The 26,254-nt window shown below is 74.5% G+C and carries 25 protein-coding genes, 1 tRNA gene and 1 riboswitch; of the genes, 16 read left to right on the top strand and 10 right to left on the bottom strand.

Annotation, left to right across the window (positions count from 1 at the left end; all coding sequences use genetic code 11):
* Nucleotides 1-8: 8 nt before the first annotated feature.
* Both O2V61_RS02440 and O2V61_RS02445 read right to left on the bottom strand, forming a co-directional pair.
* On the bottom strand, nucleotides 9-1,289 hold the full coding sequence (locus O2V61_RS02440) for a DUF445 domain-containing protein (protein WP_269181744.1): 1,281 nt from the start codon (nucleotides 1,287-1,289) through the stop codon (nucleotides 9-11).
* A gap of 131 nt (nucleotides 1,290-1,420) precedes the next feature.
* A complete protein-coding gene (locus O2V61_RS02445) occupies nucleotides 1,421-2,899 on the bottom strand; it encodes a S1C family serine protease (protein WP_269181745.1) in 1,479 nt (492 codons plus the stop codon).
* A gap of 240 nt (nucleotides 2,900-3,139) precedes the next feature.
* On the opposite strand from O2V61_RS02445, the gene O2V61_RS02450 reads away from it, so the two are divergent.
* The 3 genes from O2V61_RS02450 to O2V61_RS02460 all read left to right on the top strand — a co-directional run bounded on the left by O2V61_RS02450 (nucleotide 3,140) and on the right by O2V61_RS02460 (nucleotide 4,217).
* On the top strand, nucleotides 3,140-3,787 hold the full coding sequence (locus O2V61_RS02450) for a hypothetical protein (RefSeq protein WP_269181746.1): 648 nt from the start codon (nucleotides 3,140-3,142) through the stop codon (nucleotides 3,785-3,787).
* A gap of 59 nt (nucleotides 3,788-3,846) precedes the next feature.
* Nucleotides 3,847-3,921, top strand: a tRNA-Thr gene (locus tag O2V61_RS02455).
* Between the two features lie 83 nt (nucleotides 3,922-4,004).
* The gene (locus O2V61_RS02460) at nucleotides 4,005-4,217 is read left to right on the top strand and encodes a dodecin (RefSeq protein ID WP_269181747.1); all 213 of its coding nucleotides are present in this window, start codon (nucleotides 4,005-4,007) and stop codon (nucleotides 4,215-4,217) included.
* A 1-nt stretch (nucleotide 4,218) separates the two neighbouring features.
* Here O2V61_RS02460 and O2V61_RS02465 read toward each other — a convergent pair whose 3' ends face one another.
* Both O2V61_RS02465 and O2V61_RS02470 read right to left on the bottom strand, forming a co-directional pair.
* A complete protein-coding gene (locus O2V61_RS02465; protein ID WP_269181748.1) occupies nucleotides 4,219-4,671 on the bottom strand; it encodes a Rieske (2Fe-2S) protein in 453 nt (150 codons plus the stop codon).
* Nucleotides 4,671-5,069 carry a DUF5313 family protein gene (locus O2V61_RS02470; RefSeq protein ID WP_269181749.1) on the bottom strand — a complete coding sequence of 133 codons (399 nt, stop codon included), beginning with the start codon at nucleotides 5,067-5,069 and terminating at the stop codon, nucleotides 4,671-4,673. Before O2V61_RS02470 ends, O2V61_RS02465 begins: the two co-directional genes overlap by 1 nt.
* Nucleotides 5,070-5,132: 63 nt before the next feature.
* Between O2V61_RS02470 and rarD the strand changes: the two genes are divergently transcribed.
* From rarD to O2V61_RS02495, 5 genes are all read left to right on the top strand, one after another.
* The gene (gene rarD / locus O2V61_RS02475; protein ID WP_269181750.1) at nucleotides 5,133-6,044 is read left to right on the top strand and encodes an EamA family transporter RarD; all 912 of its coding nucleotides are present in this window, start codon (nucleotides 5,133-5,135) and stop codon (nucleotides 6,042-6,044) included.
* Between the two features lie 137 nt (nucleotides 6,045-6,181).
* Nucleotides 6,182-6,583, top strand: a complete 402-nt coding sequence (locus tag O2V61_RS02480) for a DUF3263 domain-containing protein (protein ID WP_269181751.1) — start codon at nucleotides 6,182-6,184, stop codon at nucleotides 6,581-6,583.
* Between the two features lie 206 nt (nucleotides 6,584-6,789).
* Nucleotides 6,790-8,130 (top strand): LytR C-terminal domain-containing protein, encoded by a 1,341-nt coding sequence (locus O2V61_RS02485; protein ID WP_269181752.1) that lies wholly within the window; start codon nucleotides 6,790-6,792, stop codon nucleotides 8,128-8,130.
* Nucleotides 8,131-8,189: 59 nt separating this feature from the next.
* Entirely contained in the window at nucleotides 8,190-11,030 is a 2,841-nt protein-coding gene (locus O2V61_RS02490; protein ID WP_269181753.1) for an alpha/beta fold hydrolase, read from the top strand.
* A complete protein-coding gene (locus O2V61_RS02495; RefSeq protein WP_269181754.1) occupies nucleotides 11,027-11,923 on the top strand; it encodes an ABC transporter permease in 897 nt (298 codons plus the stop codon). The genes O2V61_RS02490 and O2V61_RS02495 overlap by 4 nt, the downstream gene beginning before the upstream one ends.
* Nucleotides 11,924-11,978: 55 nt before the next feature.
* Here O2V61_RS02495 and O2V61_RS02500 read toward each other — a convergent pair whose 3' ends face one another.
* A complete protein-coding gene (locus tag O2V61_RS02500; RefSeq protein WP_269181755.1) occupies nucleotides 11,979-12,803 on the bottom strand; it encodes an HAD family hydrolase in 825 nt (274 codons plus the stop codon).
* 59 nt (nucleotides 12,804-12,862) lie between these two features.
* A riboswitch (SAM riboswitch) is annotated at nucleotides 12,863-12,991 on the top strand.
* A gap of 12 nt (nucleotides 12,992-13,003) precedes the next feature.
* On the opposite strand from O2V61_RS02500, the gene thrC reads away from it, so the two are divergent.
* The 4 genes from thrC (at nucleotide 13,004) to O2V61_RS02520 (ending at nucleotide 17,664) form a co-directional block, all read left to right on the top strand.
* Nucleotides 13,004-14,305, top strand: a complete 1,302-nt coding sequence (gene thrC / locus O2V61_RS02505) for a threonine synthase (protein WP_269181756.1) — start codon at nucleotides 13,004-13,006, stop codon at nucleotides 14,303-14,305.
* Nucleotides 14,306-14,490: 185 nt separating this feature from the next.
* A complete protein-coding gene (locus O2V61_RS02510) occupies nucleotides 14,491-14,691 on the top strand; it encodes a cold-shock protein (protein WP_269172148.1) in 201 nt (66 codons plus the stop codon).
* A 263-nt stretch (nucleotides 14,692-14,954) separates the two neighbouring features.
* Nucleotides 14,955-16,586, top strand: coding sequence for a chaperonin GroEL (groL, locus tag O2V61_RS02515; RefSeq protein ID WP_269159818.1), 1,632 nt, complete (start codon nucleotides 14,955-14,957; stop codon nucleotides 16,584-16,586).
* 235 nt (nucleotides 16,587-16,821) lie between these two features.
* Nucleotides 16,822-17,664, top strand: coding sequence for a DUF72 domain-containing protein (locus O2V61_RS02520; RefSeq protein WP_269181757.1), 843 nt, complete (start codon nucleotides 16,822-16,824; stop codon nucleotides 17,662-17,664).
* Here O2V61_RS02520 and O2V61_RS02525 read toward each other — a convergent pair.
* Nucleotides 17,622-18,617, bottom strand: coding sequence for a Gfo/Idh/MocA family protein (locus tag O2V61_RS02525; protein WP_269181758.1), 996 nt, complete (start codon nucleotides 18,615-18,617; stop codon nucleotides 17,622-17,624). The genes O2V61_RS02520 and O2V61_RS02525 overlap by 43 nt on opposite strands.
* 31 nt (nucleotides 18,618-18,648) lie before the next feature.
* On the opposite strand from O2V61_RS02525, the gene O2V61_RS02530 reads away from it, so the two are divergent.
* Nucleotides 18,649-18,924 (top strand): DUF4031 domain-containing protein, encoded by a 276-nt coding sequence (locus tag O2V61_RS02530; protein ID WP_269181759.1) that lies wholly within the window; start codon nucleotides 18,649-18,651, stop codon nucleotides 18,922-18,924.
* On the opposite strand, the gene O2V61_RS02535 is transcribed toward O2V61_RS02530, so the two are convergent.
* From O2V61_RS02535 to O2V61_RS02545, 3 genes are all read right to left on the bottom strand, one after another.
* Nucleotides 18,921-19,157: a DUF6458 family protein gene (locus O2V61_RS02535; RefSeq protein WP_269181760.1), complete on the bottom strand. Its 237-nt coding sequence runs from the start codon at nucleotides 19,155-19,157 to the stop codon at nucleotides 18,921-18,923. The two genes, O2V61_RS02530 and O2V61_RS02535, sit on opposite strands and share 4 nt — an antisense overlap.
* 118 nt (nucleotides 19,158-19,275) lie before the next feature.
* The gene (locus O2V61_RS02540; protein WP_269181761.1) at nucleotides 19,276-19,902 is read right to left on the bottom strand and encodes an HD domain-containing protein; all 627 of its coding nucleotides are present in this window, start codon (nucleotides 19,900-19,902) and stop codon (nucleotides 19,276-19,278) included.
* Nucleotides 19,903-20,187: 285 nt separating this feature from the next.
* Nucleotides 20,188-21,612, bottom strand: coding sequence for a glucose-6-phosphate dehydrogenase (locus O2V61_RS02545; protein ID WP_269181762.1), 1,425 nt, complete (start codon nucleotides 21,610-21,612; stop codon nucleotides 20,188-20,190).
* Nucleotides 21,613-21,909: 297 nt separating this feature from the next.
* Here O2V61_RS02545 and O2V61_RS02550 point away from each other — a divergent pair, with 297 nt between their 5' ends.
* The 3 genes from O2V61_RS02550 (at nucleotide 21,910) to O2V61_RS02560 (ending at nucleotide 25,711) form a co-directional block, all read left to right on the top strand.
* Nucleotides 21,910-22,419, top strand: coding sequence for a DUF7282 domain-containing protein (locus O2V61_RS02550; protein WP_269181763.1), 510 nt, complete (start codon nucleotides 21,910-21,912; stop codon nucleotides 22,417-22,419).
* A gap of 134 nt (nucleotides 22,420-22,553) precedes the next feature.
* Complete coding sequence (locus O2V61_RS02555) at nucleotides 22,554-22,685, top strand: hypothetical protein (protein WP_269181764.1); 132 nt, start codon at nucleotides 22,554-22,556, stop codon at nucleotides 22,683-22,685.
* Between the two features lie 44 nt (nucleotides 22,686-22,729).
* Nucleotides 22,730-25,711: a helix-turn-helix transcriptional regulator gene (locus tag O2V61_RS02560; protein WP_269181765.1), complete on the top strand. Its 2,982-nt coding sequence runs from the start codon at nucleotides 22,730-22,732 to the stop codon at nucleotides 25,709-25,711.
* A gap of 53 nt (nucleotides 25,712-25,764) precedes the next feature.
* On the opposite strand, the gene O2V61_RS02565 is transcribed toward O2V61_RS02560, so the two are convergent.
* A complete protein-coding gene (locus O2V61_RS02565; RefSeq protein WP_269181766.1) occupies nucleotides 25,765-26,112 on the bottom strand; it encodes a PspC domain-containing protein in 348 nt (115 codons plus the stop codon).
* Nucleotides 26,113-26,254 lie beyond the last annotated feature (142 nt).

A 26,254-nucleotide genomic window follows, 5' to 3' on the forward strand; every position in this document is an offset into this window, starting at 1 on the left:
CAGCCGGCTCAGCCGAGCAGCTGGGCGACGGTGTAGATGACCAGGCCGGCCAGGCCGCCCACGACCGTGCCGTTCACCCGGATCCACTGCAGGTCGCGCCCCACCTGGAGCTCGATCCGCCGGCTGGTCTCCTCGGTGTCCCAGCGGGCCACGGTGACGCCCACCAGGTCGGCGACGTCGCCGGAGAACCGCTCGACGGCGTACCCGGCGGCCCGCTGGGTCTGCCGTTGCACCAGTTCGCGGACGGTCGGGTCGGTCTGCAGCAGCTGCGCGCCGGACCGGATCAGCCCGACCACCCGCGCCCGCAGCTCGGAGTCCGGGTCGGCCGCGGCGGTGACGACGGCGTTCTTCGCGGTGGTCCACAGCGACCCCGACCAGGTGCGCACGGCCGGGTGGTCCAGCAGCTCCTCCTTGAACCGCTCGACCCGGGCCGCGGCCTCGGGGTCGGTGCGCAGCGTGTGCACGTAGGCCCGCAGCCGCTTGTCGTAGCTGCGGCGCAGCTCGTGCCGGGGGTCCTCGCCCACCTCGGCGAGGAAGCCCTGGAGCAGGTCGAACACCCGGTCGAACACCCGGTCGTCGACCCAGTCGGGCACCCAGACGGGCGAGGCGTCGCCGAGCCGGGTGCGGAACACCAGCCGGTTGTCGGCCAGGAAGTTCGCCAGCCCGGTGAGCGCGGCGGAGAGCACCTCCTGGTGCCGGTCGCCGTCGACGACGAGCTCGATGCCCCGGGCCACGGCGGGTGCGGCGGGGGTCTCGCGGAGCTTCCGGTCGACCAGGGCGGCGACGGCGGGCTGCAGCTCGTCGTCCTTGAGCAGGTCGGTCAGTCCACCGAGGGCGGCGCCCGCGTCGCCGGCCAGCCGCTCGGCGCGACCGGGGGCGGCCAGGAAGGCGCCCAGCCGGCCCGGGACGTCGACGGTGGACAGCCGCTCGTCGAGGACCGCCCGGGTCAGGAAGTTCTCCCGCACGAAGGTGCCCAGGCTCGTGCCGATCTGGTCCTTCTTGCGCGGGATGATCGCGGTGTGCGGGATCGGCAGCCGCAACGGGTGCCGGAACAGCGCGGTGACGGCGAACCAGTCGGCCAGCGCCCCCACCATGGACGCCTCCGCGGTGGCCCGCACGTACCCGACCCAGGTCCCGGTCTCCTCGCCCAGCAGCACGCAGCCCAGGAAGACCAGGGCCGCCAGCACGAACAGCCCGGTGGCCAACCGCTTCATCTTCGCCAGGTCGCGGGCGCGCTGGGGGTCGTCGAGCGACTCCACCAGCGGGGTGGTCAGCTGGGGTCCCGGCACCCGTCCGAGCCTAGGCGTCGGGTCGGGACACCCCTCCTGCGGACGTGCGACGACCCCGGGGCCGAGGGGGCTCGGCACCGGGGTCGTCGGTCAGAGGTGGCCCCTCTGGTGGGGGGCAGAGGGGTCCTTCCTCAGTTGGAGGTCTCGTCCAGGGTGACGTCGACCTCGGAGCTGTCCCCGTCGCGGCGGACGGTCAGCGTGATCTCGTCGCCGGGCTCGGCGCTGCGGATCGCGGCGGTCAGCTCGGTGGAGGTCGTGATCGGCCGGTCGCCCACCGCGGTGATCACGTCGCCGGCCCGGAGGCCGGCGTCGTCGGCGGCGGAGCCGTCGGAGACCGTGGCCACGAGGGCACCCTCGCCCACGGCGGACCCGGAGTCGGCCGCGGTGCGGGCGCTCACCCCGAGCAGGGCGTGCGTGGCCGAGCCGGTGTCGATGATCTGCTCGGCGATCCGCTGCGCGGTGTTCGACGGGATGGCGAAGCCGACGCCGATGTTCCCGCTGGTCGTCTCCTGACCGGGCAGGCCGGTGCTGGCGACCGAGGCGATCGCGGTGTTGATGCCGACGACCTCGCCGTCGGCGTTGACCAGCGCACCGCCGGAGTTGCCCGGGTTGATGGCCGCGTCGGTCTGCAGGGCGTCGATCACCGTGTTCTCGTCCTGCGTCGACCCGGCCTGCACCGCCCGGTTGGTGGCGCTGATGATCCCGTCGGTGACCGTGTTGGTCAGGCCCAGCGGTGCACCGATCGCGACCGCGAGGTCACCGACCTGCACGGCATCGGAGTCGGCGAACACCGCGGCGGTCAGCCCGGCGGCGTTCGACAGCTTGACCACGGCGAGGTCGTTGCTGGGGTCGGTGCCGACGACGGTGGCGTCGTAGACGGTCCCGTCGGAGGTGCGCACCTGCACGGTCGCGTCACCGGTGCCGTTGTCCAGGCTCACCACGTGGTTGTTGGTGAGCACGTAGCCGTCCTCGGACAGGACGACGCCGGAGCCGGACCCCGAGCCCGCGGCGGCGCTCACGTACAGGGTGACGACGCTGGGGGCTGCTGCGGCGGCGGCGGCCGTCGTGCTGGTGGCCCGCTCGGCGTCCTCGATGACGACGGGCTGCGTGGTCGTCCCGCTGGCGCTGACCACGGTGTCCACGTCGCTCAGCGCGACCACACCGGCGCCGGCGCCGCCGCCGATCAGCGCACCGGCGACCAGTCCGGCCACGCCCAGCCGCCAGCGCCCGGTCCGCCGCGCCGGCTGGAACGCCGCGGTCCCGGACGGGAAGGGCTGCGGGCCGTAGGCCGGCTGCGGGAAGGCCTGGGTCTGGAAGGCGGGGGGCACGGCACCAGCCGGTGCGCCCGCCCCGGTGGCGCGCTGGTAGCCGGCGGTGCCGTAGCCGGCCGGCGGCCACGGCTGGTGGGCCGTGGTCGCGCCGGGCGCCGGCTGGGTGGCCGACGGCTGCGCCGCGGTCGGGAACTGCTCGGTCGGTGCGCTCATCGGCTGCTCGGAGCCGGGGGTCTGGGGGGCGGACGCCGGGCGGCTCTGCTGTGGCGCCCAGCCGGAACCGGCACTGCGGTCGGTGCCGTGGCCCGTCTCGTCGGCCGGACGGTTCTGCTCACTCACGGGTTGTCCCTCCTCACGGCAGGACCTCCCCGCCGCGCAGACACCACTGTGCTACCCCGGACTGGCTCGAGACTGGTGGTGAGCTGTGAGTTCCCTGGGTGCCGCAGACCGGTCGGGTGGCGGGTGGCCGTGGTCCGGCCCGTGTGGGCGCCGCCTCGCCACGTCGGCAGGGGTGATCAAGCACGATGCGGGGAAGAGGAGGGCCAGCTCTGTCCACCGCTTGCTCCCTGGAGGCCACCGGTGCCCCTCCCTGCCCTGCTCACCCGCTCCCTCCTGGGCCTGCTCGTCCTCCTCGGCGGCGCGCTGGCGGCGATCGGCGGGGTGTCGCTCGGGTTGCCCGGCCTGATCGCCGTGGCGCTGGCCGCGGGTGTCGCGGCCTGCCTCGCTGCGGGCATCGCCCGGGACGCAGCAGCTCGTGACCCGGGGCAGGCAGCCGTCGACGCCGCCTGGCGCAGCGCCGTGGGCACGGTGGCCGTGCTGCTGGTGCTCAGCGGCTGTGCCGTGGTGGCGGGCGGCGCGATCACGGTGCTGCTCGTGGCGATCGGGCTGTTGGCCGTGGTGGCCCGGTGGGCGGTTCGGTCGGTCCGGGCCGACCGCCGGGAGGCCTCCGCGGTCGTGCTGCCACTGCCCGCGGACGACGGTTGGGTGCGCGCCCTGTCGGTGCCGACGCTGGGTCGGGAGTGGGTGCGCACCTCGGCGGCGCTGGCCCAGACCCGTGATCCGGTGGCCCGGCAGCAGCTGGTGCACCGTCGGCAGGAGGCCCTGGACGAGCTGGAGCGCCGCGACCCCGAGGGGTTCGCCCGCTGGCTCGCCGCCGGGGCGACCGTCGACAGCGACCCGGCGCAGTACGTCTCCGGTGACCCCGCGGCCGGCTACGACGCCGCTTGACCTGACCGACCGCCGGGTCTCCGGCGAGTCCGCCCGACCCCGGTAACCTCCTCCGGGTCGCCCCATTAGCTCAGTGGTAGAGCACCCGCCTTGTAAGCGGAAGGTCGTCCGTTCAATCCGGACATGGGGCTCCACCCCGCTCGCGGGTCAGGTCCGGGCGTGCCAAGGTCGAGCCCGAGCGCTGCCGCCCGGGCAGCCGGCGTCGAGGAGTCCCGCCGTGAGCGACCACGTGTACCGGCTGAGCGAGATCGTCGGCAGCTCCACCACCAGTGTGGACGACGCCATCCGCACGGCCGTGCGGATGGCCTCGGAGACGGTGCGCCACATCGAGTGGTTCCAGACCCAGGAGATCCGCGGCCACGTCGTCGACGGCGAGGTCGCCCACTTCCAGGTGACGATGAAGATCGGCTTCCGCGTCGAGGACCAGTAGGTCAGGTCAGGACGACGTCGGCGCCCTGCACCGCCACCCCGATCGCGGTCAGCGGCTCGGTGGCCGGGCCCTGCAGCACCGCGCCGGTGGCGGGATCGAAGGCCGAGCCGTGGCAGGGGCAGGCCAGCCCGACGTCGGTGGCGCGGACGGTGCAGCCGGCGTGCGGGCACTCGGCGTCGAACGCGGCCACCGTGCCCGCCGACGGCTGGGTGACCAGCACGGCCCGTCCGTCGAGCGACACCTCGTAGCCACCGCCGACCGGCACGTCGGCCAGCGCCACCACCGGGTCGCCCGGTCCGGCACCGGTCACCTCGGGGAACTGCGGCCCGCGGGCGCAGGCGGCGACGCCGAGTGCGGCACCACCGGCGACGAGCAGCGACCGGCGGGTCGTGTGGCCCCCGTGCAGGGGCCCGCCGCGAGCGTGCGAGTGGTGGGGGGCGCGGGGGTCCTTCATCAGTCGAAGCTGCCGGCGCCGCCCGAGCGGTACCGGGCCTGGCGCTCGATCCGCTCCCGCTCGGCCCGCTCGGCGCGTCGGGCGGCCGTCGTCCCCGGCGACCAGCCGGCCTTCACCGCGCGGTGCTCGGTCGTCTCGGTCATGTAGGCCACCGAGAACAGCAACCCGATGACCACCCCGCCGAGGGTCGCGGTGAGCCGGATGTCGAAGGGGACGGGCGGGACCAGCAGGCACAACAGCAGCACCGGGGCCAGCTGCACCAGGGCGCGGGCCAGGTGCCGCCACACCCAGGTGCGCCGGGTCGTGTCCTCGAGCACCCAGTCCGACAGCGAGGGCGGCAGGCCGCCGCCGTAGGCGTACCAGAGCCACTGGGCCGGGTTGGGTCTTCCCGCGTGCACGTCGCCCACGGTATGCCCGTGGGCGGCGGAGGCGGGCGGTGGTCGCGGGCGTACGGTTCGCCGGTGGACGAACGGCGCGTGGGGGTGCTCGCCGGGCTCGGCGCCTACTCCCTGTGGGGTGTGTTCCCGCTCTACTTCCCCCTGTTGGAGCCGGCCGGCGGTGTGGAGATCGTGGCGCACCGGGTGGTCTGGTCGTTGCTGTTCGTCGGCCTCCTGCTGACCGTCCGACGGAACTGGACCCAGGTGCGCGCGGTGGTCGCCGACCGGCGGGCGCTGCTCGTGCTGGCGGTCGCGGCCGTGCTGATCGCGGTGAACTGGCTCATCTACGTCTACGCGGTCAACTCCGGGCACGTCGTCGAGGCGTCGCTGGGCTACTTCATCAACCCGTTGGTCAGCGTCCTGTTCGGCGTGCTGGTCTTCCGGGAGCGGCTGCGCCGGCTGCAGTGGGTCGCCGTCGCGATCGCCGTGGTGGCGGTCCTGGTGCTGACCGTCGACTACGGACACCCGCCGTGGATCTCCCTCGCCCTGGCCGTCAGCTTCGGCCTCTACGGCCTGATGAAGAAGCTGGTCCGGGTCGACGCCGCGCCCGGTCTGTTCGTGGAGACGGCGGTGGTGTTCCTGCCGGCGCTGGCCGTCATCACGGTGATGGGCGCGCAGGGCGACGCCGCCTTCGGGACGGCGGGCGTGGGGCAGGCGCTGCTGTTGGCGAGCTCGGGGCTGGCCACCGCCGTCCCGCTGCTGCTGTTCGCCGCCGCCACCAGCCGGGTGCCGCTGTCGACGATCGGCCTGCTGCAGTACGTCACGCCGCTGATGCAGCTGTCCATCGGCGTCTTCGTCTACGGCGAGCCCATGCCGCCGGCCCGGCTCGTCGGGTTCGCCGTCGTCTGGCTCGCGCTGGCCGTCTTCACCGTCGACACCCTGCGCAACGCGCACAGCAACCGGCGGGCGGCCGCCCCGCTCCCGGCCGGCATCTGACCGGTCTGCACGGCGGACGGCACGCCCGGGTGTCCCGCTCCGCAGCCGCGGTGACGCGACTACCGTCGAGGGGTCCGGATCCCCCTGCCGGTGCCCGGCGCAGGCCCGGCCGACGCCCTTCCCACGGAGGCAGGACCATGAGCGAGGACCCCGTGCAGCCCGTCGGGCCGGCCGCGGACGACTCCCCGGCGGCGGTCGGGACCGACCCCGGCACGCCGCAGGGGACCGCAGCCGACGGGGCTGCTGGGACGGGCGGGACGCACGGGGACGACACGACTGCGGGTCTGCCCGAGCGGGAACGGGAGATCCTGGCCTTCGAGCGTCAGTGGTGGCGCTTCCCGGGTGCCAAGGAAGCAGCCATCCGGGAGCGCTTCGGGATGACGTCCACCCGCTACTACCAGGTGCTCAACGCCCTGATCGACCGTCCGGAGGCGCTCGTCGCCGACCCGCTGCTGGTGCGTCGGCTGCGCCGGATGCGGGCCGGGCGGCAACGTCAGCGCTCCGGCAGGGTCCTGGGCACGGACCTCCGTCACGACTAGCCTGTCTCACTGTGGGGAGGCATGCGGCGCCGTTCGGTGAGGGGAGCACGTCCGAGGCGACCCCGAGCCCGGGTCGCCGGCGCACCGACCCCGCGGTACAGCCGCCCACCGGGTCCGGCCGCCAGCACGCGCAGCCGGGCCAGCCCGCGCCCCGTCCGGTGACCCCGCGCGCACCCCAGGGCCCCGGGCCCGACAGCGACACGGCGATGACCCTGCCGCGGCAGAGCCGGGCCGAGCGCCGGCGGGAGGGCCTGCTGCCCGCGGGCGAGGACCCGCTGCTCCGCCGCCCGGCCGGCCGGCCCAGCGCACCGCCCCCGGTCGGCGGACGACGGCGGACGGACCCGGCGACCGCCGGGGACCGCCCCGCGGTCGCCGGCCCCCAGACGCCCGCGCCGCGGCCGGTGCCGCCGGTCTCGGGCCCGTTGACCGCCGCCACGCCGGCCGCACCCACCCCGTCCAGCTCCGCACCGGTCATCCCCGCCGTGGAGCCCCGCCGCACGCTCCCGGCGCCCGCCCGTCCGGCGTCCGAGTCCACGGGGCAGCGCGCCGAGCCCGTGGCGTGGCGCGTCGAGTCCACCGGTTCGACGGTGGCCCCGATGACGACGGGGATGCCGGCCTGGGCGGCCGAGCCCAGTGCGCCACCGGCGGACGTGACCCAGCGGGTCTCCGGGGCGGTGCCGGAGGAGTCGGCGTGGGGCGCCGCACCGGCCACCCCGGCAGCGCCCGTGGCGCCGCTGCGCGCACCCCAGCTGCCCGGGCGGGGGAGCGGCACCGCCGGGCGCGCCCCCACGCCCACGCCGGCCGTGCCCCGGCGCGCGGACGTGCGCACGCCCCCGGCCGCGCCGGCACCGGAGCAGGGGCCGCCGTCGGGTCCGGCGCGGCGGGCCGTCGACGTCCCCGTGGGCGGCCGGGCCGCCGCCCGGCTGGAGCGGCAGGCCGCCGAGGCCGCCCGGAAGAAGGAGGGTCGGCGTGCTGCGCCGCTGGCCCGCCCCGAGGCCGCGCCGGCACGCCCCGGCCCCGGGGACCTGCACACCGACGAGGTGCCCCGTGGCCCGCGCCGCGGGGTGCAGGGCCTGCTCGCCGTCGTCGTCCTCACCCTCGTGGTGCTGGGCGTCTGGACGTTCACCGGGCCCGGTACCGAGGAGACCTCGGCGCAGACCGCGCTGCCGACCGCCAGCGAGCCTGCGGTCGCGCCGGTGCCGGAGAGCGTGCCGCCGCCGGAGGCGGTCGCCGTGGAGCCGGTGGGGCCGGTGTTCGCGCCGGTCACGGTGCTGAACAGCACCAGCATCACCGGGCTGGCCGGCAGCATCGGCGACCAGTTCGCCGCAGCCGGCTGGGAGGTGATCGGCACCGCGGGCTCGCCGGTCAGCGACGTGGCGACCACCACCGTCTACTACAGCGAGGGCGACACGGTGCAGCAGCAGGCCGCGACCCAGCTGGTCGAGCAGTTCCCGGACGTGACCGGCCCCGTCGCGCGCTACTTCGAGGTGCCCGGCGTCGCCGACCCCGGTCTCGTCGTGGTCGCCACCGGCAACTGGCGACCCTGACCGGACGTCACCCGGCCGGCTCGCGGAACACGGAGGCGGCGCCGTCCGTTGCCGCCCACGTGCGCACCGCTCCCGAGCCGGCGCGGATCGGCTCGCGCCTCGGCGCCCAGCCGGTGCTCGCCGCCCTGATCGTCCTCCTGCTCGCCCTCCCCGCCCTCGCCGTCGTCCTCGCCGGCACCGACCGGCGTGCCCGGGCCGCCGAGGACGTGACGGCCGAGGAGGCCCGGGTCCCCTCCGGCGAGGGCGCCGACGCCGTCGAGCTGGACACCACGCTGTACCTGCCCGACAGCGCTGGCCCCGCACCGGCCGTCCTCCTCGCCCACGGCTTCGGTGGCAGCAAGCAGTCGGTCGCCGCGGACGCGCGCCAGCTGGCCCGCCGCGGGTTCGTGGTGCTGACCTGGTCCGCACGGGGCTTCGGCAGCAGCACCGGTCAGATCGGCCTCAACGACCCGCGCTACGAGGTGGCCGACGTCAGCACCCTGATCGACCTGCTCGCGACGCGGGACGACGTCGTCCTCGACGCCGCCGGTGACCCGCGGGTGGGCGTCGCCGGCGCCTCCTACGGTGGTGCGGTCTCCCTGCTGGCGGCTGCCTACGACCCGCGCATCGACGCGATCGCCCCGCAGATCACCTGGAACTCGCTGACCACGGCCTTCTTCCCCGACCAGGCCGCCGTCGTCGGCGCCGGCACCCCCGCCGACGTGCCGCGCACCGACGACGCCGGGGTGTTCAAGCGGACCTGGGCCGGGCTGTTCTTCGGCAGCGGGTCGCTGCCCACCGGCGACGGACGCCCGGGGGCCGGTGGCGACGGTGCGGCGTCCCTGGCCGGCGGTCTCGACCCGGCGGCTGTGCAGGCGCTGACCTGCGGGCGCTTCCGGGCCGACATCTGCGCGGCCTACGAGACGGCTGCCTCGACCGGCGAGCTCAGCCCCGAGGTCGCCGCCGTCCTGGAGCGGAGCAGCCCGGCGAACGTGCTCGACCGGATCACCGCGCCGACGCTGCTGCTGCAGGGCACCCAGGACTCGCTGTTCGGGCTGGGCGAGGCCGACGCCAACGCCCGGGGCATCGCCGCGAACGGCACCGACGTCCGCATGGTCTGGTTCGCCGGCGGCCACGACGCCTCGCCCTCCGACCGGGTCACCGCGGAGCTGCGGGACGAGGTCGCCGACTGGTTCGCGGTGCACCTCACCGGGGCCGACGGCGACACCGGCGGCTTCCGCTACCCGGCCCCCACCGGCCTGGGCAGCGGGGTCGGCCGGGTCCAGGGCGGTTCGCAGACCGTCTCCGTCGCCGAGTACCCGGGCCTGGCCGACGGCGAGCCCGTCGAGAGCCGGGTGCTCGAGCTGGCCGGTCCCACCCAGCCGGTGGTCACGCCGGCCGGCGGCAGCCCGGCCGCGCTCACCACCATCCCGGGCCTCGGCGCGGTCGGCGCCGCGCTCGCCGGGACCACGCTGGAGATCCCGGGGCAGTTCGCCGCCTTCGAGAGCCCGGAGCTCACCGAGGCCCTGGAGGTGGTCGGTGCGCCGACCACCACCCTCGCCGTGTCGGCGCCGGACGGGACGGCGACGATGTTCGCCAAGCTCTACGACGTCGCCCCCGACGGCACGACCACCCTGCCCAGCGGGCTGGTCGCGCCGCTGGAGCTGACCGGGATCTCCACCGACCCGGCGGCCCCCTCCGAGGTGCCGGTGACCCTCCCGCCGATCGTCCACCGGTTCGAGGCCGGTCACACGCTGCGCGTGGTCGTCTCCTCCACCGACCAGGCCTTCGCCCTGCCCGCGTCCTCCGAGGTCGCCACGGTCGGTCTGGCCGAGGGCGCGGAGCTGGCCGCGCCGGTGGTGCCGGGTGAGGTGCAGGCCACCGCCGGCTCGGCCCGCTGGTGGGTGCTGCTCGCCGTCCTGGCCGCCCTGGGCGTGCTGGGCTGGCTGGCCGCCGTCCTGATCGGCCGGCGCCGGCGCCGCCGCGTGTCGGTGTCCGCACCCGACGGGGAGGACGTGCCGCTGCGCTTCGAGGGGGTCACCAAGGCCTACAAGGACGGGTTCGTCGCCGTCCGGGACCTCTCCTTCGAGGTGCGCCGCGGCCAGGTGCTCGGCCTGCTCGGCCCGAACGGGGCGGGGAAGACGACGTCGCTGCGGATGCTCATGGGGCTGATCCGCCCGACCGAGGGCCGGATCGAGGTGTTCGGCCACGCCGCCGGGCCGGGTGCGCCCGTGCTGTCCCGGCTGGGGTCGTTCGTGGAGGGCACCGGCCTGCAGCCGCACCTGTCCGGGCGGGACAACCTCACCCTCTACTGGGCCGCCACCGGCCGGCCGCTGGCCGACGCCCACCTGGAGGAGGCGATCGAGATCGCCGGGCTGGGCGTCGCCCTGGACAAGCGGGTGCGCAGCTACAGCCAGGGGATGCGGCAGCGGGTCGCCATCGCCCAGGCGATGCTCGGCCTGCCCGACCTGCTGGTGCTCGACGAGCCGACCAACGGGCTGGACCCGCCGCAGATCCACGCGATGCGCGAGGTGCTCCGGTCCTACGCCGAGACCGGCCGCACGGTGATCATCTCCAGTCACCTGCTGTCGGAGATCGAGCAGACCTGCAGCCACGTCGTGGTCATGGCCAAGGGTCAGAAGATCGTCCAGGGCACGGTGGAGGAGATCGTCGGCACGGGGGGCGCGGTGCTCGTCGGGCTGGCCGACCCCGCCGACACCGACCGGGCGGTCGCCGTGCTGACCGGGCTGCCCGGCGTCGGTGAGGTGGAGCGGAGCACGGAGGGCCTGGTCGTCGACCTGGGCCCGACCACCCGCGCGACCGCGCTGACCGCACTCGTCGAGGCCGGCATCGGGGTCGACCAGCTCACCCCGCGCCGCCGGCTGGAGGACGCGTTCCTGTCACTGGTGGGGGAGTCATGAGCACGGAGACGAACGGGGCCGGGACCACCGCGCCCGCCCCGCAGGCGACGGGGGCGGCGGCCGGCTACCGGCCGGAGCGGACGCTGCGACTGGGCGTGGAGCTGCGCCGTCAGTTCAAGCGCCGCCGCACCCTCGGCGTCATGGCGCTGATGGCCGCGCTGCCGCTGATCCTCATCGGCGCCCTGCAGCTGGGCGGTACCGAGGAGGCGGAGGAGAACAGCCGGATCAACCTGGTGGACGTCGCCTCGTCCAGCGGGCTGAACCTGACCCTGTTCACCCTCTTCGCCACCACCGGGTTCTTCCTCGTCGTGGTCTTCGCGCTGTTCTTCGGCGACACGGTGGCCAGCGAGGCGTCCTGGGGATCGCTGCGCTACGCGCTGGCCACGCCGGTGCCACGGGCCCGGCTGCTGCGGCAGAAGTGGCTGGCCGCCCTGGTCCTGTCGGTCGGCGCGATGGTGCTGCTGGTCGTCGTCTCGGTGGTCGCCGGTGGGATCGCCTTCGGCTTCGGGGACGTGCAGACCCCGATCGGCGTCGCGCTGGACCAGGGGACGGCGCTGCTCCGGCTGGCCGGCATGGTCGGCTACCTCGCCGTCCACCTGCTCGTGGTGGGCACGCTGGCGTTCTGGCTGTCCACGGTCACCGACGCGCCGCTGGCCGCGGTCGGCGGGGCGGTGTTCAGCACGGTGGTGTTCGCGGTGCTGGAGCAGGTCGAGCAGCTGGGCGGGATCCGCGACTGGTTCCCCACGGCGTTCAACTACGCCTGGACCGACCTGCTGCAGACCCCGGTCGACTCCGGGGACCTGTTCCGCGGCGTGGTCCAGGGGCTCGCCTACTCAGCGGTCTTCACCGCGCTGGCCTTCCGCCAGTTCTCCCGTAAGGACGTCACGAGCTAGCGGCCCCGTCCGGAGCCTCGCCCCGAGCCTGCGAGGGATGAGGGGACGGGGTCCTTCAGCAGAGGCTGGCGAGGACCGCCTGGGCCCAGCCCTCGCCCATCGGGGCGTCGGTGACCCGGGCGTTGGGGACGGCGTCGAGCCGGGCCGCCATGCCGTCGACCGCCGCCCCGTTCGCGGTGACCCACAGCCGTCCGACCGCGGGGGCCATCTCCAGGTCGCTCACGCTGTCGCCGACGGCCACGGCGTCGTCGGCGGTCAGCCCGCGGCGGGCGAGGTCCCAGGTGATCGCGGCGCCCTTGGAGATCCCCCGCGGCATCAGGTGGTAGACGTGCGGCGGCAGGGCCACGGGGTCCAGCGTCATCCGGGTGCTGGCCGGCACCGCGCCGTTGTCGTTCAGCGTCAGCCAGCCCCAGCCGCGCTCGGCCAGCCAGGAGTCGACCGCCGCGGCGTCGACCCGGCCGCGCAGCAGGGCGTCGGCGGAGTGGGTCGCGTGCCAGGGGTCGTGCCACTCCAGCCGGCCGCGGTGGGCGGCCATCAGCGCGTCCACGATGCCGAGCTCGGCCAGCACGTCCATCGGCGTCCGGCCGGCGTACTGCGCGGGCAGGTCGCCGGTGAGCAGGTGCGTCTCCCGGCCGCCGCGCCAGCTGACCAGTGAGCCCAGCTCGGCGATCGTGCCGTCGGCGGCGAAGACCCTCCCCGACTCCTGCAGCTGGGCGTGGGTGCGGCCGCTGACCAGCACCAGCGCCACGCCGGCCCGGTGCAGCTCGAGCAGTGCGGCGGCGGGGGAGGCGGTCAGCTCCCGGTCGGCGGTGTGCCAGAAGGAGCCGCGCGGGCCCACCATCGTGCCGTCCAGGTCGGTGTAGACGATGCGTGTGGCCACCGCTCCATCCTGGCGGTGCCGCACCAGCGGAGGGACCCCGGGTAGAGTCACGCCCGTTCCACTCATCCAGAGGGGCAGAGGGACACGGCCCGCTGAAGCCCCGGCAACCGCGACCTGCGCGTACGCGCAGCGTGAGGTGCCAATTCCGTCCCGCGCGGCTCGACGGCCCGGCGCGGGGAAGATGAGGAGGTAGTCGTCGAATGACCCTGACCGCTCCCGGTTCCGCCCAGGCAGACTCCACTGCCGGTGGCCAGATCGCCCCCAACCCGGCCCGTGGCCTGGTCTGTCGCAACTGCGGCGCCACCTTCGGGCTCATCGCCGAGCACGCCTGTGCGGAGTGCTTCGGCCCGCTGGAGGTCGACTACGACCCCGAGCTCATGCGCGGGGTGACCCGCGAACAGATCGAGGCCGGGCCGCAGAACATCTGGCGCTACGTGGCCCTCCTGCCGGTCGGGCACGACCCGGCCTCCCGGGTCAGCCTCGACCCGGGCATGACCCCGCTCGTGCGCGCCGACCGGCTGGCCGCCGAGCTGGGCCTCACCGGTGGGCTCTGGGTGAAGGACGACTCGGCCAACCCGACCCACTCGTTCAAGGACCGGGTGGTGAGCCTGGCCGCCACCGCAGCGAAGAGCTTCGGTTACACCAAGATCGCCTGCGCCTCGACCGGCAACCTGGCCAACTCCGTCGCCGCGCACGCCGCCCGGATGGGGTTGCCGTCCTTCGTCTTCGTGCCCAGCGACCTCGAGCCGGGCAAGATCACCCAGTCGGCGGTCTACGGCCAGGCCCTGGTGGCCGTCGAGGGGTCCTACGACGACGTCAACCGGCTGACCAGCGAGCTCGCCGAGACCGACGAGTTCGAGGACACCGCCTTCGTCAACCAGAACGTCCGGCCCTACTACGCCGAGGGCTCCAAGACGATGGGCTACGAGATCGCCGAGCAGCTGGGCTGGCGGATCCCGGCGCAGGTGGTCATCCCGATGGCGTCCGGCTCGCTGCTCACCAAGGTCGACAAGGCCTGGCGGGAGCTGGTCGCGGCCGGCATCGTCGCCGACACCGACTGGAAGGTCTTCGGCGCCCAGTCGGCCGGCTGCGACCCGATCGCCACCGCCTTCGACAACGGCTGGGACGTCGTCAAGCCGGTCAAGCCCACGGGCATCGCCAAGTCGCTGAACATCGGCAACCCCGCCGACGGCCCGTACGCGCTGGACGCCATCCGGCGGACCGGCGGCTCGGTCGGCCGGGTCGGGGACGACGAGATCGTGCAGGGCATCCGGGACCTCGCCCGCACCACGGGCGTGTTCGCCGAGACCGCCGGTGGCGTGACGACCGCGGTGCTGCGGCAGCTGGTGGAGAAGGGGCTGATCGACCCGACGCAGGAGGTCGTCGTCCTCAACACCGGGGAGGGGCTGAAGACCCTCGATCCGCTGCTGCCGGTGGTCGGCCCCTCGCACCACGTGCAGCCGTCGTTGAAGTCGCTGCGCGAAGCCGGCCTCATCGCCTGACAGGTCCTGCTGCCACTACCACACGGACGGGGGATGCGCACGGGTGTGTCCGTGACCTGGGACACCCGTTCCTGTACCGTTCCGCGCGGTTCGAGTTCCACGTTCGTGTTCGGCGGGCGGAAGAGCGAGACCCGGCCCCTCGGGTCTCAAGGGGCCGTCCGCACGCACTGAACGTGGGAGCACACGTGGCACAGGGCACCGTGAAGTGGTTCAACGCCGAGAAGGGCTTCGGCTTCATCGCCGTCGACGGCGGCCAGGACGTCTTCGTCCACTACTCGGCCATCCAGATGGACGGCTACAAGAGCCTCGAAGAGGGCCAGCGGGTCAGCTTCGAGGTCGTCCAGGGCGAGAAGGGCCCGCAGGCCGACGCCGTGCAGAACGCCTGATCCGGTCAGCACCACGAGGCCCGGTCCCCGGTCGGGGGCCGGGCCTCGCTGTGTCCCCGACCGGTGGTCGGGGACCCCCCTTCTTGCACTCGCCTGGGTCGAGTGCCAGACTTTGAGCTGGCACTCGGGCTACCCGAGTGCCAACCAGGTCGGAACGGTGAGGCACCGGCACGTGGACCGCAGGAGCGTTCACGCCACGGTGTCGTCCGTCGCGGGCGCCGGACCTGACCAGCCAGCGATCCACGCATGGAGGACATCACCACATGGCCAAGATGATCGCGTTCGATGAAGAGGCTCGCCGCGGTCTCGAGCGGGGCATGAACATCCTCGCCGACGCCGTCAAGGTGACGCTTGGCCCCAAGGGCCGCAACGTCGTCCTGGAGAAGAAGTGGGGCGCTCCCACCATCACCAACGACGGTGTGAGCATCGCCAAGGAGATCGAGCTCGAGGACCCGTACGAGAAGATCGGGGCCGAGCTCGTCAAGGAGGTCGCCAAGAAGACCGACGACGTCGCGGGTGACGGCACCACCACCGCCACCGTGCTCGCCCAGGCCCTCGTCCGCGAGGGGCTGCGCAACGTCGCCGCCGGCGCCAACCCGATGGCCCTGAAGAAGGGCATCGAGAAGGCCGTCGCCTCGGTCTCGGAGTACCTCCTCTCGACCGCCAAGGACGTCGAGACCAAGGAGCAGATCGCGGCCACCGCCTCGATCTCTGCCGCTGACCCCGCCATCGGCGAGCTCATCGCCGAGGCGATGGACAAGGTCGGCAAGGAAGGTGTCATCACCGTCGAGGAGAGCAACACCTTCGGCCTCGAGCTCGAGCTCACCGAGGGCATGCGCTTCGACAAGGGTCACCTGTCGGCCTACTTCGTGACCGACACCGACCGCATGGAGACCGTGCTCGAGGACCCGTACATCCTGGTCCTCAACAGCAAGATCTCCACGGTCAAGGACCTGCTCCCGCTGCTGGAGAAGGTCATGCAGTCCGGCAAGCCGCTGGCGATCATCGCCGAGGACGTCGAGGGCGAGGCCCTCGCGACCCTGGTGGTCAACAAGATCCGCGGCACCTTCAAGTCGGTCGCCGTCAAGGCCCCCGGCTTCGGTGACCGTCGCAAGGCCATGCTGGGCGACATCGCGATCCTCACCGGTGGTCAGGTCATCAGCGAGGAGGTCGGCCTCAAGCTGGACACCGCCGACCTGTCCCTGCTGGGCCGGGCGCGCAAGTTCGTCACCACCAAGGACGAGACGACCATCATCGAGGGCGCTGGTGACGCCGACCAGATCCAGGGTCGCGTCAACCAGATCCGCGCCGAGATCGAGAAGTCGGACTCCGACTACGACCGCGAGAAGCTGCAGGAGCGCCTGGCCAAGCTGGCCGGTGGCGTCGCCGTCATCAAGGCCGGTGCCGCGACCGAGGTCGAGCTCAAGGAGCGCAAGCACCGCATCGAGGACGCGGTGCGCAACGCCAAGGCCGCCGTCGAGGAGGGCATCGTCGCCGGTGGTGGCGTCGCTCTCGCGCAGGCCACGGCCGTCGCGTTCGACAAGCTCGACCTCGAGGGCGACGAGGCGACCGGTGCCAACATCGTGCGCGTCGCGCTGGAGGCCCCGCTGAAGCAGATCGCCATCAACGCCGGCCTCGAGGGCGGCGTCGTGGCGGAGAAGGTCCGCAACTCCGAGACCGGCTGGGGCCTCAACGCCGCCACCGGCGAGTACGTGGACCTGATCGCGGCCGGCATCATCGACCCGGCCAAGGTCACCCGCTCGGCACTGCAGAACGCCGCCTCCATCGCGGCGCTCTTCCTCACCACCGAGGCCGTCATCGCCGACAAGCCGGAGAAGAACGCCCCGGCCATGGCCGGCGGCGGCGACGGTGGCATGGGCGGCATGGACTTCTGAGTCCACACCGCTCAGCGTCCAGCTGAGCACTGCACCACCAGCACTGCCCGGCAGGGGCGGTCCGCTTCGGCGGGCCGCCCCTGTCGGCTTTCCCAACCCGAGCGCTCCCGACGATCATGGGGCGGCGGTGGCGACCCGTCGATGCTGCTCGGCATGTCGCCCCGCCGGCTCCGTGATCATCCGTCGCGGCGGCGCACGGGGAGTCGGCGCTGGTCGGGTGGGGTAGGCGGTCGGGGTGACGGTGGTGATCGGGACGTCGGGCTGGCAGTACCGCGACTGGCGGGGCCGCTTCTACCCGCCGGCGCTGCCGCAGCGGCTGTGGCTGGAGCACCACGCCGAGCACTTCGCCACCGTGGAGAGCAACAACGCCTTCTACCGGCTGCCCGAGCGGGCCACCTTCGAGCGGTGGCGGGAGCGCACCCCGCCGGACCACCGGTGGTCGGTGAAGGCCTCCCGGTTCCTCACCCACCTGAAGCGGCTGCGGGAGCCGGCCGAGCCGGTGGCCCGGCTGATGGACCGGGTGGCCGGGCTCGGTGACCGGCTGGACGTCGTCCTGCTGCAGCTGCCGCCCACGCTGCAGGCCGACGTCGACCTGCTCAACGAGTGCCTCGGCCAGTTCCCGTCAGGCACCCGGGTCGCGGTGGAGCCGCGGCACGAGAGCTGGTGGACCGACGAGGTGCGCGGTCTGCTCGAGCGGTACCAGGCCGCGCTGTGCTGGGCCGACCGCGCCGAGCAGCCGATCGCCCCGCTGTGGCGGACCGCCGAGTGGGGCTACCTGCGGCTGCACACCGGCGCCGACGGCTGGGACTACCGGCCGGAGACGCTGCAGCTGTGGGCGGAGCGGATCCAGGGCACCTACGGCGACGACGACGTCCTGACGTACTTCAACAACGACCCCGGCGGCGCCGCCACCCGCGACGCGGTCACCTTCGCCGACGCCGTCCGCGCCGCCGGCGGCACGCACACCCGGGTGCCCACGGCGGCCCAGGCCAGCGGCGCGGCGTGGCCGCCCACGCCACCGCCCAAGGCGCCCCGTCAGAGGGCGGCGGGGTCCTCGGTGAACGTCACGCCCAGCTGACCGGCGGCCTGCTCGAGCACCGACTGCACGGCCAGGGTGTCCGCCAGCGGCATCACCGTGCTCTCGGTCCGCCCGGCCCGCAGGCACTCGGTGACCTCGATGAGCTCGTGGGAGTACCCGCCGCCGAGCTGCGGAAGGGTGATCTCCTCCGCGTCCGCCCCGGCCCGGTGCAGGACGATCGTCTGCGGGTGGTGGAAGCGGGGGAGCACGTCGATCCAGCCCGCCGTCCCGAAGACCCGGGCCTGGCCGGGCAGGGCGTTGCGCAGCGAGGTCATCAGCGTCGCCGAGCGGCCGTCGGCGTAGCCGAGCAGCAGCGAGGCCTCCGCGTCCACGCCGGTCTCGAACAGCGAGCCGGTGGCGGTCACGGTGTCCGGGTCACCGAGCAGCATCTGGGCGAAGGAGACGACGTAGACGCCGAGGTCCAGCAGTGCGCCGCCCCCGAGCTCCTTGGCGAACAGCCGGTCGGTGGGGTCGAAGGCGCGGGAGACTCCCAGGTCGGCCTGCACGGAGCGGACCTCGCCGATCGCCCCCTCCGCGATCAGCTCGCGCACCCGGACGACCGCCGGCTGGAACCGCGTCCACATCGCCTCCATCGCGAAGACGCCGGACGCGCGTGCTGCGTCGACCACCTCGGTGGCCCCGGCGACGGTGGCGGTGAACGACTTCTCCACCAGCAGTGCCTTGCCGGCCGTGATGGCGCCGAGGGAGACGGCGTGGTGCTGCGGGTGCGGGGTGGCGATGTAGAGGACGTCGACGTCCGGGTCGGCCAGGACGTCGGCGTAGGACCCGTGCGCCCGGTCGATGCCGTGCCGGTCGGCGAAGGCCTGCGCGCGGTCCAGCGAGCGGGAGGCGACGGCGACCGCCCGCGCGCCCTCCACGTGGGCGAAGTCCTTCACCACCTGCTCGGCGATGCGGCCCGGCCCGACGACTCCCCAGCGGATCTCCTCAGTCACGCCCTGACCGTAGCCGGGGCACACTGTCGGAGTGGCACTGCTGATCGACACCCCCGTCTGGCCGTGGCGGGGGCGGAGGTGGTCGCACCTGGTCAGCGACACCGGCTACGACGAGCTGCACGCCTTCGTGGCCGAGCACCTGGGCATCCCACGCCGGGCGTTCCAGGGCGACCACTACGACGTCCCCGAGGAGCTGTACGCCGAGGCGGTCGCCGCGGGCGCCGAACCGGTCGGCTCCCGCGAGCTGCTGCAGCGGCTGCTCGCCGCCGGTCTGCGGATCAGGAAGACGAGAGTCGCCTCGTCCTAGTAGGTCTCCTCCGTGGTGGACCGGCGGACCGGCCCGCCCTCGTAGCCGTCGGTGCGCACCACGCGCCGGCGGCGCGGTGCCCACACGGCCAGCTCGACGACGATGCCCAAGGCACCGACGGCCATCAGGATCCAGCCGACGACGTCGAGGTCGACGCCGCTGACCTGCGCGCTCACCGCGAAGGTGAGGACGGCGCCGACGGCGAGCAGGACGATGCTGGTTCCGAGACGCACGAGGAGCTCCTCTGTCTGGCGACCGGTCCCCTGGGGGAGCCACCGGGACGATGGCGGGTCGCCGGGCAACTCTGGGTCACCGGACGGGTACGCGCGAGCCCCTCGTCACCCGATCGGGTCATGCGGAGCGCGCGCGCAGCAGGGTGAGCTCGGCGGTCAGGTTGGCCCGGGCCGGCTCGGTCCACCGCTCGGCCGCCATGGGCACCCGGAAGAGCTCCGGCAGGGCCAGCAGCTGCTCCAGCACGGCGATCCGGCCGGCGGTGAAGTCGGCGTCGGAGAGGTGGCCGTACTCGGCGCGCACCGCCGACGCGTAGCCGGCGTAGGCCGCCGGGGGGCTGGCCAGCACCGCGAGGTCGGCGTCGCAGAGCACCGCGCCGTTGGCGTCGTCCGGCTCGGGGTCGTGCCCGGCGGTCAGCGTCACCAGCCGCTCGACCTCGGTGACCGTGGCGTCGTCCACCAGCCCGAGCAGGCCGATCCGCGCCCGCGCGGCGCTGACGTGCTCGTTGTCGCTGCGCTGCGGGTCGTAGGCGACGTCGTGGTACCAGGCGGCCAGCCGGACGGCGACCGGGTCGGCAGCGTGCCCGGCGAGCTCGTCCACGATGCCCAGCACCGCCGCCAGGTGCGCGAGGTCGTGGTAGCTGCGGTGCGGTTCGGACCAGGCGCCGACGACGGCGGCCCACTCGGTGCGTGAGGTGGGGGAGTCGTCGACCAGCGCCGTCCACGCGTCGAAGTCCACGCCGCTCATGCGCCGGAGTCTGGCACGCGGTGCGGCCGGTCCGGCCGGGAGTTCGGACTGAGGTCCTCGCCACGTGTGTCGGGCCGGACCGCACGGGTACGGTGGACGACGTCCGGGCCGGGCGACCTGTGTCCCCGGGCTCCACTAGATAACTGCCGCCGTGGACTACCGCCCCGACCTCGGTCGGGGGCTGGAGCCGCGGATGTGCAAACCGCCGCGAGGCGACCAGCGTCCGGTCCGGACCCACGCACGACGAAGCCCCCGCTCTCGGTGAGAGCGGGGGCTTCGTCGTGCTCACTCCTCGGTCTCGCCCAGCAACCAGCCGTGCTCGCCGGCCAGCGCGCTGGCCGCCACCGGACCCCAGGTACCCGGGGCATAGGGGTGCACCTCGGGTCGGTGGTCCAGCACCGGCTGCAGCGCCCGCCAGGTCTGGGCCAGGCCCTCGCTGGTGGTGAACAGCGACCGGTCGCCGACCAGCACGTCGTGGATCAGGGAGACGTAGGGCGCCAGCGGCCGACCCCCGGGCACCTTCGACAGGTCCAGCGACACCCGCGCCGGGGCCATCGCCAGGTCCGGGCCGGGGCGCTTGGCCATGATGTCCACGTCGAGGGAACCGGCGCCGGCCAGGGACAGCGAGATGACGTTGCCGTTCGGGGGCACGTCGTGCACCGGCCCCTTCGGGCGGTGCAGCACCAGGCTGACCCGCTGCTGCTTGTCGGCCAGTCGCTTGCCGGTGCGCAGCAGGAACGGCACGCCGCGCCACCGGCCGGAGTCGATGAACAGCCGGGCCGCCACGAACGTGTCGGTCTGGCTGTCGTCGGGCACGCCGTCCAGCTCGCGGTAGCCCTCGAACTGCCCCAGGACCACGTCCTCCGGCGCGAGCGGGCGGAAGTGCTTCAGCACCGATTCGCGCGCGGAGAGGATGTCGTCGGCGGAGAAGCTGACCGGCGGCTCCATGGCGACCTCGGCGGCGACCTGGAACAGGTGGGTGACCAGCATGTCCAGGGTCGCGCCGGTGGCGTCGTAGAAGTCGGCGCGGTCAGCCACGTCGAGGTCCTCGGGGACGTCGATCTGCACCTGGGCCACGTGCTCGCGGCTCCAGATGTGCTCGAACAGCCCGTTGGCGAACCGCGCCACGTGCAGGTCCTGGGTGCCCTCCTTGCCCAGGAAGTGGTCGATCCGGAAGACCTGCTCCTCGTCGAACACCGAGTGGACGACGGCGTCCAGCTCGCGGAAGCCCTCGGGGGAGTCACCGAAGGGCTTCTCGTAGACGACGCGGGAGCCCTCGGCCAACCCGTGCGCGCCCAGGGCGTGGGTGTAGTCGGTGAAGGCCTTGGGCGGCAGGGAGAGGTAGTGCACCAGCTGGGCGTCCTCGCCGAGCTCCTTGCGGGCGTCGGTCACCGCGTCGACCAGCTGCCCGGGGTCGTCGGGGGTGAAGCCGCCGCCGGCGAACCGCAGCCGGCCGCAGAACTCCTCCCACGGCCCCTGGTCCGGGTCCGGCCCGAACTCCTCCAGGGCGCCGCGGACGTGCTCGACGAACTCCTCGTCGGAGCGCTCGCCGCGGCCGCTGCCGATCAGCCGCCAGTCGTCGGGCAGCAGCCCGTGCTGGGCGAGCTCGAAGAAGGCCGGCAGCACCATCCGGCGGGCCAGGTCGCCGGTCGCGCCGTAGAGCACGAACACGGTCGGGGTCAGGTCGTTCGTCGTCCCGTCGTCGGGCACGGGGGCTCCTCTCGGGCACGGGCCGGGCCGCGGGTGGCCCGGTCCTCGTCGGCCCGTGCGCCGGTGCACGGTGTCCTGGTCATGTGCCCACGGTGCGTGTACGTGCACCTGCGCCGTGGGGTGTGTCCTGCATGAGACCACGCGCAGCGCTGCTTTGTTCCGCTGCTGCGGCCACCTCGTGCTGACCGGCCGCGGCGAGGAGGAAGCCGAGCCGGGTGGTGTCTCCGAGGAGGACTCCGTGCAGTGAGCCGGCGCACGGCGCGTGTCGTCCGGCGCGCTGTGGGGCAGGAGGCCGGCATGACCACGTCCCGCCGGTCCCTGTGGGCCCTCCCCGCCGCCGTCCTCGTCCTGTCCGCCTGTGCGGGTGGCGAGGGTGCACCCGCCGGTGACGCGCCGCCGTCGTCGCCGGCCACCTCGGGGGCGACGACGATCGCGCCGGGCGGGGAGTCCGGCAGCGGCACCATGGCCGACCTGGAGTTCCTGGACCAGACCGGCCCGGGGAACAACGTGGTCGTCAGCACGGTCAACGCGCCCGGCGGCGGGTTCCTCGTCATCAGCGCCGAGGACGAGGTGCTCGGCGCCACGCGGCTGCAGGTCGGCACGACCCCGGACGTCGCGGTGGAGCTGGACCCGGCGCTGACCGAGGACACCGAGCTGACCGCCACCCTCTACGCGGACACCGACGCCGACGGGGAGTTCGACCCCGCTGTCGACGAGCCGGTGCCCGCACCGGTGGACGCCACCGACGACGACGCCGAGGACGTCGACGACGTGGTGGAGGAGGACGCCGAGTACACGGTGGGCTGACCGTCCACCTGAGGGCCCCTCAGACGCCGGCCGGCCACATCCGCTCCAGGACTGCGTGACCGACCGATGTGCCGGGCACCCCCTCAGGACGACCGTTCTCCTCGTTCGACACCGGACGACACGAGGAGACGGTCATGGCGCTGCACTACCCGAACCCGGCACTGGAAGCAGAGCTCGCCTACCGGCAGGAGCTGGTCCGGGCGGCCTCCCGGCGGGACGGCAGCCGCCGTGGCTCCTGGTTCGGCAGCCGGCGGCGGCCCCGCTGACCGGCCCGGCGCCGCTGTCGGTGGGCTCTGCCACCATCGGCGCCGTGCCGCGCTGGGAGGACCCCCCGCTCATCGGCCGGGCCGCGGAACTGGCCCGGCTGATGGCGCACGTCGACCAGGCGGCCGAGGGGCGTCCGTCCGCCGTCCTGGTCGCCGGTGACGCCGGGGTCGGCAAGACCCGGCTGCTGGACGAGCTGAGCCGCCGGGCCACCGGGCGCGGCGCACGCGTGCTCATCGGGCACTGCGTCGACCTCGGCGACGTCGGCCTGCCGTACCTGCCCTTCGTCGACCTGCTCCGTCCCGTCGTCGCCGACCCGGAGCTGGCACCGGTGCTGGCCCGGCACCCGGCGCTGGCCGGCCCGCTCACCGGTGGGCCGGGTGCGCCGGTGCCCGACAGCGCGGCTGCGGAGCTGGGTCGGTCCCTGCCGCCGTCGGTGCTCCGCCCGCCGGACGACGACGGCCGCCTCCAGCTGTTCGAGTCGGTGGCCGCCGTGCTGGGTGAGCTGGCCACCCAGCGACCACTGCTCGTGGTGCTGGAGGACCTGCACTGGGCCGACCGGTCCAGCCGGGACCTGTTGCGCTACCTGCTGGCCCGGCTGGTCGACCGGCAGGTCGGCGAACCGGTCACCGTCGTCGCCTCCTACCGCGCCGACGACCTGCACCGCCGGCACCCGCTGCGTCCGCTGCTCGCCGAGCTGGTCCGGCTCCCCGGCGTCGAGCGGCTGCAGCTCGACCCGCTGCCGGATCCCGACGTGGAGCAGCTGGTCCGCCGGCTGGCCGCCGACTCCGGGGGGACGTCCGCGGCGAGCGTCGAGGACGTCGTCGCCCGGGCCGAGGGCAACGCCTTCTACGCCGAGGAGCTGGTCGCCGCGGGGCGGACCGGGGAGGTCCTCCCGGGTGGGCTGTCCGACGTCCTGCTGGCCCGGGTCGAGCAGGTGAGCCCGGCCGCTCAGCAGGTGCTGCGGGTGGCCGCCGTCGCCGGTCGCCAGGTGCGGCACGAGCTGGTCGCCGCGGTCTCCTGGAAGAGCCCGGAGGAGACGGAGCAGGCGCTGACCGAGGCGGTGCACCACCACCTGCTGGTGGTCTCCGACGACGGCCGTTACCGGTTCCGGCACGCCCTGCTGCGGGAGGCGGTGCTGGCCGACCTGCTGCCCGGGGAGCGGGTGCGGCTGCACGCCGCCGTCGCCGCGCACCTGGCCACCCAGCCGGAGGCGGGGACGGCCGCCGAACGGGCCCACCACCTGCGCGAGAGCAACGACCTGCCCGGTGCGCTCGGCGCGTCCCTGGAGGCGGCGGACGCCGCCCGCCGGGTGGGCGCACCGGCCGAGCAGCTGCAGCACCTGGAGTCGGTGCTCGCGCTGTGGACGGCGGTGCCCGAGGCGGCCGAGCGCGCCGGGCGCCCGCAGTGGGCGGTGCTGCTGGACACGGCGGCGGCGGCCCGCGCGGTCGGGGACCTCCATCGGGCCGTGGCGCTGCTGCGCTCGGCCCAGGAGCTGCTGGGCACCGACGGCGACCCCGAGGCGCGGGCCCGGGTGCACTACACCCTGGCCCAGGTGCTCGGCCGGATCGAGGAGGCGACGGACGCCCACCGGGAGAGCAGTGCGGCGATGCAGCTGGTGCCGGCCCAACCCCCCTCGGTGGTGCGCACCTGGGCGGCGGCGACCCATGCCCGCACCAGCTACAGCCTGGGGCTGGTGGCCGAGGCGGACGCGGCCGCGGAGGAGGCGCTGGCCGCGGCCGACGCCCTCGGCCTGGACAGCGCCTGGGCCGACACCGCCGTCTCCCTGGCCCGGGGGTCGGGCACCGGTGACCGGGCCGCGGTACGGGTCCGGTTCGCCGAGGCGCGGGCGCGGGCGCAGCGGTCCGGCGACGCCGACGTCGAGATGCGGGTGTGGTTCAGCCAGGCGATCACCGCGCACGACGCCGGGGAGGTCGGGGAGGCGCTGCAGCTCGCCACCGCCGGGCTGGCCCGGGCCCGGGCGCTGGGCGTCGAGTGGTCGTTCTACGGCGCCGAGCTGCGGCACCTGGAGGTGCTGGCCCGGTACGTCCTCGGCGACTGGGACGGCAGCCTGGCCGCGGCCGACGCGCTGGTCCGCGTGCCCGACATGGCCGCCCACGTGCGCGCCGACGGGCTGCTGGTGCTGGTCGGGCGGGGTGACCCGCGGGCCGCGGAACGGCTGGGCTGGGCGCAGGGTCCGGCCGCCCGCTGGGACAACCACGTGCTGCTGATGCTGGCCACGGTGGCGGCGGAGATCGAGCTGGCCGGCCACGCCGGGGATGCGGCGACGGCGGGGGAGCGAGCCCGCTGGGCCGATCGCCGGCTGCGTGAGCTGTGGGGGGAGGAGCGGCTCGCCTCGGTGCGGCTGGTGGCCACCGCGCTGGCGGCGGTCGCCGACGCGGCCACCTCGGCCCGCCGGGCCGGGGACGAGACGGCCGTGGCCCGCTGGGAGGTGGAGGCCGCGGAGCTGGCCGCGATCGGCCGGTCGGCGGCCGAGGTGCCGTACCCGGCCGGGATCGAGGCGCGCGCCTGGGGCACGAGGCTGGCGGCCGAACTGGCCCGGGTGCGCGGCGAGACCGGGGTGGAGCTCTGGCGGCAGGCGGTCGCGGAGTTCGGCTACGGGCACGTGTACGACCAGGCCCGCTCCCGGTTCCGGCTGGCCGAGGCGCTGCTCGCCGCCGACGACCGCCCCGGCGCCGCCGCCGAGCTGGCGGCCGCGCACGAGGTGGCCGTGCAGCTGGGTGCGGCGCCGTTGCGGACGGCGATCGAGGCACTGGCCCGCCGGGGGCGGCTGGAGCTCCCCGGGGTGCCGACGGCGGCGACCACCGTCTTCACCCCGCGTGAGACGGAGGTGCTGGCGCTGGTGGCGCAGGGCCGCACCAACCGGCAGATCGGCGCGGAGCTGTTCATCAGCGAGAAGACGGCCAGCGTGCACGTCAGCAACATCCTGGCCAAGCTCGGCGCCTCCGGCCGCACCGAGGCGGTCGCCCTCGCCGCCGCCCGCGGCCTGCTCCCCTCCCACAGTTGATCATCGGCGAACGGCTGCGCCCGGCGGCGTGTCACCCAGCCGTTCGCCGATGATCAACGCGCGACGTACGCGTTCTGCCGGGTGAACCGGGCGCGGAGCCGCTCGACCCACTCGTCGAGCACGTTCGTGCGGTCGGTGGGACCGGCGGGCGCGGCCGGCATCAGCAGCCACAGCGCCAGGTAGAGGAAGAACCCGGCGCCACCGGCGAACGTGAGCGCGACGAACCCGAGCCGCCAGAGCAGCACGTCGATCCCGGTGTGCCGGGCCAGCCCGGCGGCGACCCCGCCGACCATCAGGTGGGTGCGACTGCGCTCCAACGGTGGGTGGGCGGCTTCCGTGTGCGGGCTCTCGGTGCGCGGGGTCTCGGTCTGGACGCTGTCGATCGGGGTCGTCTCGGTCATGACACGAGCCTGCGCCCGACGGCGTCCCCGCGGTATCGGGGAACCCCCGGATCCGTCCCTGGTCCTGCAGCTCAGGGTCCCGGGGCCGGCCGTGCCGACGCCCACCCCACCGACGAGCGCCGAGTGACAGCTCAACGGGCTT

The organism is Modestobacter sp. VKM Ac-2985 (assembly GCF_026967925.1).
In the GTDB taxonomy this organism is placed as follows: Bacteria; Actinomycetota; Actinomycetes; order Mycobacteriales; family Geodermatophilaceae; genus Modestobacter.

Coding starts and splice junctions, on each gene's coding strand:
- O2V61_RS02565 (WP_269181766.1), bottom strand. CDS start 26,112: ATGACCGAGACGACCCCGATCGACAGCGTCCAGACCGAGACCCCGCGC.
- O2V61_RS02495 (WP_269181754.1), top strand. CDS start 11,027: ATGAGCACGGAGACGAACGGGGCCGGGACCACCGCGCCCGCCCCGCAG.
- groL (WP_269159818.1), top strand. CDS start 14,955: ATGGCCAAGATGATCGCGTTCGATGAAGAGGCTCGCCGCGGTCTCGAG.
- O2V61_RS02465 (WP_269181748.1), bottom strand. CDS start 4,671: ATGAAGGACCCCCGCGCCCCCCACCACTCGCACGCTCGCGGCGGGCCC.
- O2V61_RS02485 (WP_269181752.1), top strand. CDS start 6,790: ATGACCCTGCCGCGGCAGAGCCGGGCCGAGCGCCGGCGGGAGGGCCTG.
- O2V61_RS02540 (WP_269181761.1), bottom strand. CDS start 19,902: ATGAGCGGCGTGGACTTCGACGCGTGGACGGCGCTGGTCGACGACTCC.
- O2V61_RS02550 (WP_269181763.1), top strand. CDS start 21,910: ATGACCACGTCCCGCCGGTCCCTGTGGGCCCTCCCCGCCGCCGTCCTC.
- O2V61_RS02480 (WP_269181751.1), top strand. CDS start 6,182: ATGAGCGAGGACCCCGTGCAGCCCGTCGGGCCGGCCGCGGACGACTCC.
- thrC (WP_269181756.1), top strand. CDS start 13,004: ATGACCCTGACCGCTCCCGGTTCCGCCCAGGCAGACTCCACTGCCGGT.
- O2V61_RS02555 (WP_269181764.1), top strand. CDS start 22,554: ATGGCGCTGCACTACCCGAACCCGGCACTGGAAGCAGAGCTCGCCTAC.